Below are 12445 nucleotides of genomic sequence, written 5' to 3'. Positions count from 1 at the left end.
AGTAATGTCTAAAATCAAGTAAAAATGGGAAAAAGATCGATTTTGTGGTGTGTCTTTTTATTATGGATATCGGGTTGCGCACTTGCATCGAATGCAGAACGGAAAGAGTATGCAGACAGGGTGAAGGCTGCCTTTGTGAAGGGATGGGGAGCTTATATGAACTATGCGTATGGAATGGATGCCGTAAATCCGATAGCAAAGCGTGGGCATAACTGGTATGAAGAAACGTTGTTGATGACTCCGGTGGATGCATACAGTACCATGTGTCTGATGGGGTTGGAAAAAGAAAAAACAGAAGCAAGAAATCTGATTTTCGAAAGGCTGGATTTTAATAAAGATATGTATGTGCAGCAGTTTGAAATAGCAATCCGTATTGTGGGAGGACTGGTTTCTGCCTATCAGTTGGATGGAGACAAGAGGTTTCTGGACCTGGCTGTAGACTTGGGAGACAGACTGATGCCGGTATTTGATACTCCGACCGGAATTCCGTACAGAATGGTAAATCTGAAAACAGGAAAAATAGAAGGGAATGTGACCAATCCGTGTGAAGTGGGATCGATGTTGCTGGAATATGGCATGCTTAGTAAACTGACCGGCAATCCGAAATATTATAATGCGTGTAAAAAAGGTATTGTAGAAGTTTATAAGCGCAGAGGAAAAACAGGACTGGTAGGCGGTGGAATAAACTGTGATACGGGAGAGTGGACGGATACAAAGGCACATATCCGGGGAGGAATCGATGCTTTTTACGAATATCTTCTGAAAGGTTATATTCTGTTTGGAGATCAGGACCTGAAGGCTATGTGGGAACAGTCGCTGAATTCTGTCAATAAGTATCTGGAGGAGAATACGGATAATGGTTATTGGATAGGTGAAGCGGATATGAATACGGGAGAAAGGACGGCTACCGTGTTTGGTGCACTGGATTGTTTCTGGAACGGATGCCTGGTGCTGGAAGGAGAACTGGAGCGGGCAAAGAAATTGCAGGAGTCTATCTATAGGATGTGGACTCTGTATGGAATAGAACCTGAGTCGATAAATTATAAAACAATGGAGGTCTTGTCTCCTTACTACATGATAAGGCCGGAAGCTATTGAGGCTACATATTATGTATGGAAGGCTACCGGAGATGAGAAATATTATGAAATGGGTAAGGTGATGTTTGAATCGATAGAGAAATATTGTCAGGTGGAGAATGGATATGTACAGCTGAAAGATGTGAGAACCAAGGAGACATGGGATACTTTGGAGAGCTTCTTCTTTGCGGAAACAATGAAATATTGCTATCTGTTTTTTGCTCCCGAATCGGTATTCAGCTTTAAGAATTATGTGCTCAATACGGAAGCTCATCCGCTGAAAAATACATGGGATAAAGACTGGAAAGGGGATTATAAGATGAAATAAACAGACATTTGTATTTGGACGATACGGAAATTGAGGAAGCAGTACTTAAAATCCATAGGTAAACCTGGATTGTTGTCGTAGTTTGCCATGTGTATGTAAGTGCTGCCTCCTTTCTTTTTATGTAGATGGGGTTTCTTATAGGATATTGGGGAAGAAGGATACCAAAAATAGGGTGAATAAATACATTATTTATGGGGGTGTACACTTTTTAACAAATGCTTACATTTGCAATACATCATAAATGAGACAGTTATGAAGAAAATTTATGTACTTGCGTTAGGACTTTTGTTGGCTGGAGTACCCCAGACCGGCTCGGCACAGTTCTTTAAAAAACTGGGGGAAGTATTGAATGAAGTAGACAAAGCCTTAGGAGAGGATACGTCCAATAAAGAGAATAATGCTTCAGGGGCAGCAGCTACGGGAGTAAAAGCCAATACAAATACGGCTTCGAACGGGCAGATTCACCAGGGGAACTATCAAAAGAGTAATTTGAAGTCGGTATTGCCACGCAGGACATCGGCTACCAAACTGGTTTCGTATGATGGAAGTACTCCTGAAGTGGGTGCATACTCCGACGGACTGGCTTATGTCCGCACCGGAGGTACGAAAGGCGGATATTTTATGGATGCACAGGGAAATAAAGTATTCGACTACAACAATGGGTATACAAGTGGTCTGCCTGCTTTTTCATCAGGACGCTTTATTTATAGTGCAAAGATGAATGAAATTACTTTGCTGGATACCAAAGGACAGGTGGTGAAAAAAATTCCAAGAGTCTTGTCGTATACACAGTTTGTGGACGGAGTGGCTACGCTGAATGTGGATGTTCCGGGTAAACCTTTCTCGAAAACCTATGTGATGCACATTAATACCAATGGGGATTTTATATTCAAGAACCTGAACTGTGAGGCGGGACTGGAAAACCTGAAACCGGCATCGCCATTGCGTGAAAACCGTGCGGCTATATACAATTATCCTAAAAAATGCTGGGGATACCGCGATGCCAAGGGAAAACTGGCTATTGGTCTTAAATTTGTTGAAGCCAAGGACTTCAGCGACGGACTGGCACTGGTGGCAGTAAAGGATGATAACGGTACACGGAAGTGGGGATACATTGATACGACCGGAGTGTTTGCGATTTCGCCAAAGTATACCATGCTGCCGGGATCTTTCTCCAACGGGCTGGCACCGGTAGTAAACAAAGAACGTAAATGTTTCTTTATCGACAAAACCGGAAACATCGTATCGAAGGCATACGATTATGTAACAGAGTTTCATAACGGGTATGCGATAGTGAAAGAATATGGAAAGCCTACACAGGTAATCAATACGAAGTTTGAAACAGTGGCATATATTCCGTCGGCACAAAACTTCAGCTATCCGTTCCCTTGTGACGGTACGGAAGCCACAACCGATTTTATCTGGAAAGGTGAGGATGTATATTTTGGTGAGGCACTGGTTAGCCCGCTGGGAGATATGGTGCTGTATCCGGTAGATGTACCGTTTGAAAACGGGTATGCTCCGTGTAACATGAAGAGTTTCCAGAGTGCCGATGACAAGGAACATACAGGTTTGATCAACCGGCAAGGTGAGTTTGTGGTAGAATTTGTACCGAATGAATTTTAATAATTATATTTTAAGTATAATTTAAAATAAAAGTATTATGAAAAAACTGGGAATGATATTAACTTTGGTTGGTGGCTTGTGGCTGATGACTGCATGTTCTTCGGGTAATACTCCTTCTGCTGTAGTAGAAAAAGCATTGAAAGGACTGCTTGCCGGAGATGTAAGAGCTTATACTTCGAAGATGATTTTTGAAGAAGATGCAGAGCCGGAAAAAGAGAAAGAAGCTCAGGAAGACTTTGCAAAAATGATGGAAAGCGAACTGGCAAAGAAGGAGGAACAGGAAAAGGTTACTGCAATTGAAGTGACAGGAGAAGAACTGAGTAAAACCGGTGCTTATGCCAGAGTGACTTATAAGGAAACACTAGCCGATGGAAAAGAAGCAGAACACAGTATTTATCTGACAAAGGATAAAGAAGGTGCCTGGAGAATTCTTCTTTTTGGATCGGATAAGATGATGGACGAATGAGTACAATTTGATGTTTCATAAATATTGATTCCTTCTTATTGGGAAATAAGGGGTATTCATCTGTTTTTTTATTTTGCATGTATCCGCGCTTGGAAAGTTTATTTCTGAAGCGCGGATTATTTTTATGCTTGTTTGCCTGATGGAAAAGTAATGAAAGGTATCTTTTTTATCTGTATTGTTGCTTCTTGTGAAAAAAAGAGGCGAATATAAGAATTTTACTGGTATTTTGTTGTAAATCGTAAGTCTGGCTTTGTGCGTATACTTGAAAATATGTTTAATAACTTGTTTTCTGGTGTATTTATGAAGTGATAAATATACATTCCTCTCTTTTATGTAATAATTTGAAACCTTGTTTTTCTTTTAATTGGTAATAAAAATGTCCTGTTAATAATCATATCGTTTATATAAAAGATTTATTTGCTGGTTTGTTTGTGGAATTCGGGGATAAATTCTAACTTTGCGGCCGTTTTCAGAATAGGTAATAGTTATAATTTGAAAGTGAAGTATGAAAATTATTTGGTCTATCCGCTCATTTAATTTTACTAATGTGCCATAGGGACATTTTTAATATGTGTTTATAGGTATTTAGTGTCAATTTAAAACTGTTTTTTTCTTATGTTTACTTTCATTTCAATTATGGCGTTTGGAGTATTGCTTGGATATCCGTTGCGCCATCAGAATAAAATTCATAAATTAGATTCTTTGATTCACGGAGTAGTATGTTTGCTGCTTTTTCTGCTTGGGCTGTCTATTGGCTTGAATAAAATGATTGTAGAAAACTTCAGCTATTTCTGTGGTCAGGCGGCAGTGATTGCCTCATTGAGTGTTTTGGGAAGCATGCTGGCTTCTCTGGCTGTGTATCATCTTTTTTTCAGGAAAGGAGCTCATCATGAAAAGTAGTCTGATTACATTGGCTTTTTTTCTGTCAGGATGCCTGTTGGGCGTATGTTATATGGTCGATTTTGATGTACACTCGGCTTCTGTTTATGTACTTTATGTACTGATGCTTTTATTGGGCATAAACTTGGGTAGCAATGCAAATCTGAAAAACTATATCCGGTCTTTAAATTTAAAGACATTGTTGGTTCCGCTGGCTACAGTAGGAGGAACTCTGCTGTTTTCTGCCATCGGAGGTTTCATTTTGAGCCGTTGGACTTCGTTCGAGTGTATGGCAGTGGGAAGTGGTTTCGCTTATTATTCCCTGTCGTCTATTCTGATTACGGAAATAAAGTCGGCTTCCATAGGAGTACAGTTGGCTACCGAATTGGGAACCATTGCCTTATTGGCCAATATCTTCCGTGAGATGACAGCCCTTATCGGTGCTCCGTTGTTCCGTAAATACTTTGGTGAGCTGGCGCCTATTTCGGCAGCAGGTATCGGTTCGTCTGATGTCTCTCTGGCTACTATAGCTCGTTGCTCGGGACAAGACGCAATACCGGTGGCTATTGTGCATGGTATTCTGATAAATATCAGTATGCCGTTCTTTGTATCGCTGTTCTGCCGGATGTAGAAGCGTTGGAAGGGACGGATGAAAATGTGGGCTTACATGTAGTGTGCATGTAAGCCCACATTTTTTGTTTGTATGGGGATAAGTCTATTTTCTTTTATTCCCCGAAAATGGTTCTTTAAATTTCATTATTTATAGGGATAAATACAATTACGGTAATCGGTAATTTTGAAAATGAAAACAAGGTGGATAATTTTTTTACAACCTTGTTTTTGAAGCCTCATGGATTTACTGTATTTACAAGATGATGAACCCTATGAAAGCACATATATTACAAAATACAGCTAAACAACTGTTGTTGGATTTATTGAAAAATGATGTCCTGTTGACAGATCAGGATGTCATGGACAGGATGGAGGAAATTGTAAATACACATAAAAGAAAAGAGTGTGTACATCCCTTGAATTTTAGTCCGGTAGTGATAGACGATGATTGCAATATAGTGTTTCCTGAATTCAGTGATACTCCGTTGAAAATGCAATACTTATGGAAGACAATTTATATTTTTCTTCTTTTAAAAAAAGATGGGGTGAATTTTAACAAACTTTCTTTTTATAAAGATGACTTGTATCAGATTTATCAGTTTGTATCCAGAGAAAAGAATGTGGATGCCCGGAAAATAAATAAAACATTAGAGCGGCTGGCTTTGAAAGGTTCTAACGTCCCTCATGAAATCTGTTCCCGGATTCGCAGTATCTTGAGGAAAGTTGTACCGAAAGATGTTTTTCCGTACTATGATATTATGGTAAAGCGAGGTGGGGTACACTTTGTGCACCTTGATCGGTCTCTGCTGATAGTTAATAATGAGAAACTTTCTGAATTTCGGGATTGACAATGAACTGAATAACCGGAATATAAAAAATATCGGGGCTTGATTTTGTGACAGCCCCGATATTTATAAAAATCTGATAGTATTATTTAGGGATATTCAGTAAATGTCCCTAAAACGTAAGATGGCCTATAAAGTCGATAGAGTATAATCACTTTATATGCCATTATTCTTGCCCTTTTTCTGTGTTTTTCCATATAATCCTATCTGTTGGACATGACGTTTTGGAAGAAGTCTGATGACCTCTTCTGATCCTGTCTGTAAATTCATGTCATGCCGCTTTATCCGATCGGTTTCTGATCTTGTCTATCATCAGTATGGCATTTGCCGTATGTATTCCAAAGAAAATCCACAGGATTTCCGTCTTCCTGTTCCGTGCCTTTATCCTTGAGAGAGAATAATGCTGCTTTTGAGTGCCGAAGCTTCCTTCAAGGCGGGTGGCCCTTTCTTTTGAGAGTTCACTTCTGAGTACCTTCCTCAAGGACTCATCCTTTGCTGCCCTTCCCTTGCGCACAAATGAAGTGGATATTCCATATTTCGTACAAAACTTTCTGTTGGCATTATTGGCGTATATGGAGTCTGCAGCCACACATTTTACCCTCACATTCATGAGCTTCTGCTGCATACGGATACAGTCTTTCAGGCGTATACCTTCATTGAATGCCTTGAACGAGAGGTGTTCGATGAATGATATACCGTCTATCTGTATGTTGTTAACCTTTGCACCGAATTCAACAGATTTTGTTTCCTTTCCTCTTACTATTGGACGTACATAATGACGGTCAATACTGACGATGCGGTCACTGACTTTACGTCCTTCAAACATTTCCTTTTCCTGTACAAGAACCTTTCTGATGATGGAAAGACGCTTATGGTAATCCTGGGTATACCGGAGCAAGGCTCCGTACTCGCTATGAATCTCATCCCTCTGTATAAGGAGTTTTTCAAGAAGTCTGATCATACGGCGCTTGAGCATTCTTGTCCTTGAAGCCTTCCTTTTTCTTTTCTTACAGTAGGACAGATAGGACTCCGCTACATTCTTGTATTTGTTGCGGGGACGTCTTATGCCAAGCTCCCCACAATGCCTGCAGATACATCTGTAGAGCCATTCGAGGCTTTCCCATAGGAGTTTCATGTCCGTAGGGAAACGCATGTGACTTTCATAACACGTAGCATCTGTCATGCACACGTGAAGGTTCTCAAGATATGGTTTCCAGTGTGTGGCCAGTATCTCCTGAAGGGATTCAATGTCAAGACGGGATGCTATCTCATTACGGATGGCGCTTACTATCTTGTAGTTGGTTATGGGGGAAGACGGATCTATCATGATTCCGCAGAACATCTGGTAATGTATGTTCCCGTTAAGATGTTCCACCAACTGTCTGTCAGAGAAGCCGGTGTACGCCTTCAGGACCATGAGAGCAATCTTTGCTGAAGGACTGAATACGTTCCTGCGTCCAAGACGATTTTCAGACAGACCTATGGTCTTTACCATAACTTCAAAAGGGAAAACTGAATGAAGCCTGCCAAGTTCACTCTCATTAAAACTCTTGCGATATTTTTCCAGAATATCAAATTCTGTAAAACCCAAAGTAGGGTGAATTTCCGAAATATTTTGTATCTTAGCCATATCTTAGTTGGGGAATTTCCCCCGTTTTGGCTGCCAAACCTTATTTGCGGGGGAATACCTAAAGATACAAAAAAGCCAACTAATTTGCAACATTTTGTGTATGAATTAGTTGGCTAATTTTATACTATTTACTGAATGTCCCTATTTATGAGTGCTCCTGGCAGGAGCGAAAAACTTTATCTTGGTTATCAGTTAAAATAACCGTAGGATTTCCATTTTAAATACAATTTTATCGCACCGTATATTTTACCTATCATCATCGAACATGTGAATACGGTAGCATACATCATGGAAGTGCCATTTAGCAGTAGTGTAAGTACAATAATGATAAAAATTGAACTGCCTGTGGCATCACCTGCTTTGTCTCCAAATAAATCGGAATATGGACTTTCTTTTGATGTAAGATCTTGATGACCTTCAAAATGAGAGGGATTGCTTTTGGCAAGTGCCTGTTGGTTTTTAGATGGTAATATAGAAGCTACTGAAATCCAGGCATTGGGTAACTTATATATAAACATACCGATGAAGAACAAAAGAGAGAGCCACCACGATCTTAATATATGATGGTTCAGGTTATGCTCTGTTACGGTTGCTATCATTTTATTGTTCCATCCATACATTTGCATTGCCGTTATATCAGTCATATTACACATGGTATAGAATATGAGTATAACCAAGCATACAAATAAGAATAATGAAAACAGCGCTATAAGTAATAGGGATGTAATTTTTTTTGTTTCTCCTTGTTTGTATCCTCCACCTATCACATTTGTTTTTACGATTGTTGTTATAGTATATAGCAGGCATAAAAAAATCATGGCATAGCCTAAGGAACCCGTTCCAGCTATGAGAAAATTAAGGAAGTTGCATGGTATTTTAGTGAGCCATGAGAAAATGTATTTATGCATGAATCCATCCGATGGTAATATTTGCTCCTTGAGCAATGTTTCTGTAATCATTTCACCCAAGGAGGAGCCTTTGATAAAAATTCTTACGAACCAGTTGTTGTCCTTATATTTTGCGGTTGCTTCTTTTATCAATGATGACAAATCCATCAGGCCAGCTTGTAACCCATTTTGTTTGGCTTTTAACTGCATGTGCAGGTACTTGTCGGGCATGGAAATATCAATCAGACTCATAACTCCCGAATCATTTCCAACCTGTAAAAGTCCGAGGTCCTTAATAAAAGTTACCCAATAAATATCCTCCTCATCTATATCCGATGGCTTATGGGTGTCTATATATTTTTTATAAGGCTCTTCATCCAGTTTTTTTATTATCTGGCTGTTGTATTTTAAAATATCTCCTTTGTCAACAGACTCTACAGTCCAAAGAATCAGAAAGGCATCAGTATTTCCGTATGCCTGATTAATCATCGTATAATCTTCCGGCGACAATATATTGGCATTATCAAATATTAATGCCATTTTCTTACTGCCGATAGAATCGGAACCGAATTTATTCTGTGAATTTAGTTCGCCTGATGTATCTTCTTTTTCTGCTGTCAGGTCATTGCTGTGGCTGTCGGTCTTGTTTCCCTTGCTCACGAGAGTAAGATATTTGGATGATACATACGCATATTGAGTTCCGTATTTTATTTTTGCCCAACCGTCATTTATATTTACGACATTTACTTTTTCATTATTATAAAGTGCTCCTAATTTGGGAGCATCGGAGTCTGGTGTTGCCCTTACATTCAGGCTGGATTTGATTTTTACTTCATAAAGATCGTATTGTATTTCCGTTCTTTCCGTTTCTTTATGACAGCTTATGCACGACTCTAACACCAATAATGAGCAGAGTATGACAATTTTTGTTATGGAATAAAACAGTCTTGACATAATGAAATATTTTGGTTTCTTGAATGATTAAAACATAATTCTATCAGTTCATCAAAATCTTTGCTGCAACTGTTTTGAATTGCGGCATGGCCAAACCGATAGGAGCACCTATGTATGTAGGGTCGCAAATCAGATATTTCTTCTTGTCCAGCATTATATAATCGCCCTCTACCGGTTCGTCGAAGCAGACAGCTGTAGCAATATGATTGGGATAATCCAGTAATACTACATCCAGGTTGAGCAGGGTGCGTACCAGATAAGAATATAGTACAGAACGGTCTTCGCAGTCGCAATAAGGATAGTAGAACAATTCATCGACAAAGAATGGCTTTTCATATCCAAACTGCTCATGATCTGTCTTGTATTCGAATGCGGTCTGTACGAAGTTGATTAGCATATTGGCTGCTTCTACCTGAGATTTTCCTTTGATTAATTCTTTCAAGTTCGAAACGGCGCTTTGTTCAACTGTTTCGCTTACCGGTGCATTTACATAAACTGAAAAATCGCATTGCGGATAATTCCGATAGAAACTGATCAGGTCTTCATTTACCTGTGAAATCACCTTCATATCCGGGTATTTTTTGGCCTGTAAAGTCTTAGCTTTAATCTTTCCATTGAAGTCGGGCCTTTTTAAAAATCCCATGGACACCATGTACTGAGATTCTGCAAAATTTTTACCGTAGGTATAAATAGGAGTTCCATTTTCTACCTTTTTCCCCCATTTATAATACTTTTCTCCATCGATAGTCAAATATGTTGTAGCATAAATCAAATCGGTTGAAGCATACAACAATCCTAATTCCTTTCCGATTCTGGCCATCTTTACTTTGTATCCCGACTGGCATAAGATGAATGCCTGTAGCAAAGTAATACTGTTGTTGTCTGCAGAAGGCAAGAGTTTGGTAGCTACAGTTTGGGTCAACATCAGATAAGCATAGTCGTTCAAAGAATAATTGTCTTTTATATGCAGACAGGTATTCACCAAGGTACGGTAGTCTTTTTTACTTAACACTTCCCATCCGTCTGCGATTTCCCGCTCTGTAATTCCTTTTAAGTGTATACAGTTTTTCATTGATACTCCAATTTTGCAGGGAATGCCATAGAAATTGAAGGCCAGGGCTTCTTTTTCTGTCAAATCCGGTAGCGGATCTTTCTCTTTGACAGGCTTATTCTCTTCCGGGATATCAACTGGTTTAGGCTTTGGGGTGACAACAGGAATTTTCTGAATAGTATCTATCGGGATATGTACAGGCTTTACGGAAGGGTTGGGCTTATTGATTACAACAGGGCGGACTGGTTCCGGACGTTTGGGTCTGCTTTCTGTCTGTTCACTGTTGTAGGATTTCCAGTTTTCTTTCAAAAATTGAATAAATTCTCGGTTCTGTTCGCTCACAAAATCAGAAAATTCTTTTTGCTGCTGTTTGACGAACTCTTCAAATTCTTTCATTTCTGCTTCAATGCTTTGAGCACAAAGCATTTGTGGAAACAAGAAACAGATTCCACAAAGGAATAATGTTTTTTTTCTCATAATAAATCCCTATAATTTTACTTGTCATTACTGCTTGTCAGTGGAGAAACTTTCCAATCTACAATTAGTTTGTTTTGGTTTACTCCTTGTATCTGCGGAATAATTCTGACTATTCCTGTTGCTTTTTCGCGTGACAGGTCGTACATGATATTGCTCTGATAGTTATCCAGTACAGAGCTGATATTTGACTTTAAAAAAGAATAAGAGAACAACTGATCGGCCAATCCGACCACATATGCAGGCCAGAAAGCATATTTCATGTTATTCCCTTGTTTTACAGAACAATCATAGGCAGATGAATCTTTATACCAGCATCCCTTTTGTGGAGTGATTATGCGTTGTCCGTCGAATGAAGAGTTGATGACAGGATAATTCAGGTTTCCTTTTATTTCAAAACCGTCGGAACACTCTTCATTAGAGCCCATTTGTATCTTTATTTTATAATCTTTCTTTGCATATTTGTCGTCGGTATAAAGAACCATCCATTCACTTTGGGATGAGAAGGAAGAAAAGTCGGTATTGTCCGAATTCTGTTTCCCGGTACTGTAAAACTTAACTTGAACCAGAACTTCCCCAAACAAAGTTTGGTATTCGTTTATAATTTCGCAGGAAGAAGCTTCAAGCTTATGATTCATCATGATCAAGGATATTATCTTGTTGGAATGTCTTTCTACATTGTTGACAGATGATTCTGTAGATGAAAAAATATCTGAAAGCATCTGAATCTTCACTTGATTCTGAAGAGTAAACAGCCATAAAGCACGTTGAACGGCTTGTTCGCGTCCGTCTTCCAATGTCATACATGGATCTGAAGAAGAAATTACCACTCCTTCTCCCTGTGCAGTATACACCCATTCGGGTAATGAGTCACGTTGTCCGGTTACCCAATTTTCCTGCATATCTTGAGCATATAAGCACACTTCAGAAAAAAGAGAACATACACACCAAAGAAAGAAAAAGAATTTCAACCGCATAGATTCTATAAAAAAACAGATAGGTTGACAACCCATGATAATGGCTGTCAACCTATTTATAAAACATTTTAATTATTGTAATTTGCTCATTTCTTCTTCGAATACTTTTTTGAATTTTTCGTATTCAAAGTCGATTCTCAACTTGTCATCACTTTTAATTCTGTTTGCCATAGCTTCCATGATTTCATTTCCTGCCAATTCTACAGCTACATAAACCTTGTATTTGCCATCAGGAGTTTTCATGGTTTTTTCGCAGATAACGCGGACACCTGACAATTCCTGGCTTACAACCTGGCGTCCCAATGACTGATAACGGCTTTTTGCCTCTTCGTTTTCACCCTGCTGGTAAGAAGAAGAGTAATTGTCTGTTACCGCCTGCACCTTGATGTTGATGGCTTCTGCCAAGCCGGTACGTGCTTCTGTCATTGCTTTTTTCTTGGCAATATTCATATCGGTAGAAAGTCCCATTGCGCTGGCTCTGAAATATTCATTGTTTGTCATGAATTCCGGTCCGGAGCAAGGTACAATAACTTCAACATCTTGCGGAGTTTGAGTTACGGCCTGAGTACTGCCACATCCTGTTAAGCATGCTACTCCTAGAGCAGCCATTGCTATCATGCTAATCTTTTTCATAATCATA

11 protein-coding genes are annotated in these 12445 nt (G+C 39.2%); 6 read left to right on the top strand and 5 right to left on the bottom strand.

What is annotated here, in order from left to right; translation table 11 throughout:
* The first annotated feature begins 24 nt into the window (after positions 1 to 24).
* The 6 genes from WKU26_RS05960 to WKU26_RS05935 all read left to right on the top strand — a co-directional run bounded on the left by WKU26_RS05960 (position 25) and on the right by WKU26_RS05935 (position 5835).
* Positions 25 to 1404: a glycoside hydrolase family 47 protein gene (locus WKU26_RS05960; RefSeq protein ID WP_340321266.1), complete on the top strand. Its 1380-nt coding sequence runs from the start codon at positions 25 to 27 to the stop codon at positions 1402 to 1404.
* Between the two features lie 252 nt (positions 1405 to 1656).
* The gene (locus tag WKU26_RS05955) at positions 1657 to 3030 is read left to right on the top strand and encodes a WG repeat-containing protein (protein ID WP_340321265.1); all 1374 of its coding nucleotides are present in this window, start codon (positions 1657 to 1659) and stop codon (positions 3028 to 3030) included.
* Between the two features lie 37 nt (positions 3031 to 3067).
* Positions 3068 to 3496: a DUF4878 domain-containing protein gene (locus tag WKU26_RS05950; RefSeq protein WP_340321264.1), complete on the top strand. Its 429-nt coding sequence runs from the start codon at positions 3068 to 3070 to the stop codon at positions 3494 to 3496.
* Positions 3497 to 4111: 615 nt separating this feature from the next.
* Complete coding sequence (locus WKU26_RS05945; protein WP_178265507.1) at positions 4112 to 4396, top strand: LysO family transporter; 285 nt, start codon at positions 4112 to 4114, stop codon at positions 4394 to 4396.
* Positions 4386 to 5006: a lysine exporter LysO family protein gene (locus tag WKU26_RS05940; protein ID WP_340321263.1), complete on the top strand. Its 621-nt coding sequence runs from the start codon at positions 4386 to 4388 to the stop codon at positions 5004 to 5006. The genes WKU26_RS05945 and WKU26_RS05940 overlap by 11 nt, the downstream gene beginning before the upstream one ends.
* Before the next feature lie 253 nt (positions 5007 to 5259).
* Positions 5260 to 5835, top strand: coding sequence for a hypothetical protein (locus tag WKU26_RS05935; RefSeq protein ID WP_340321262.1), 576 nt, complete (start codon positions 5260 to 5262; stop codon positions 5833 to 5835).
* A gap of 268 nt (positions 5836 to 6103) precedes the next feature.
* Here WKU26_RS05935 and WKU26_RS05930 read toward each other — a convergent pair whose 3' ends face one another.
* The 5 genes from WKU26_RS05930 to WKU26_RS05910 form a co-directional block, all read right to left on the bottom strand.
* Positions 6104 to 7462 (bottom strand): transposase, encoded by a 1359-nt coding sequence (locus WKU26_RS05930; protein WP_340321261.1) that lies wholly within the window; start codon positions 7460 to 7462, stop codon positions 6104 to 6106.
* A 188-nt stretch (positions 7463 to 7650) separates the two neighbouring features.
* Positions 7651 to 9303, bottom strand: coding sequence for an SH3 domain-containing protein (locus tag WKU26_RS05925; RefSeq protein ID WP_340321260.1), 1653 nt, complete (start codon positions 9301 to 9303; stop codon positions 7651 to 7653).
* 43 nt (positions 9304 to 9346) lie between these two features.
* A complete protein-coding gene (locus WKU26_RS05920) occupies positions 9347 to 10831 on the bottom strand; it encodes a hypothetical protein (RefSeq protein WP_340321259.1) in 1485 nt (494 codons plus the stop codon).
* Between the two features lie 17 nt (positions 10832 to 10848).
* Positions 10849 to 11730: a hypothetical protein gene (locus WKU26_RS05915; protein ID WP_340321258.1), complete on the bottom strand. Its 882-nt coding sequence runs from the start codon at positions 11728 to 11730 to the stop codon at positions 10849 to 10851.
* 147 nt (positions 11731 to 11877) lie between these two features.
* On the bottom strand, positions 11878 to 12438 hold the full coding sequence (locus WKU26_RS05910) for a hypothetical protein (protein WP_340321257.1): 561 nt from the start codon (positions 12436 to 12438) through the stop codon (positions 11878 to 11880).
* Positions 12439 to 12445: the final 7 nt, after the last annotated feature.

Source organism: Phocaeicola sp. HCN-40430, from assembly GCF_037890285.1.
In the GTDB taxonomy this organism is placed as follows: domain Bacteria; phylum Bacteroidota; class Bacteroidia; order Bacteroidales; family Bacteroidaceae; genus Phocaeicola; species Phocaeicola acetigenes.
This window is presented reverse-complemented; position numbering and strand designations above follow the sequence as displayed.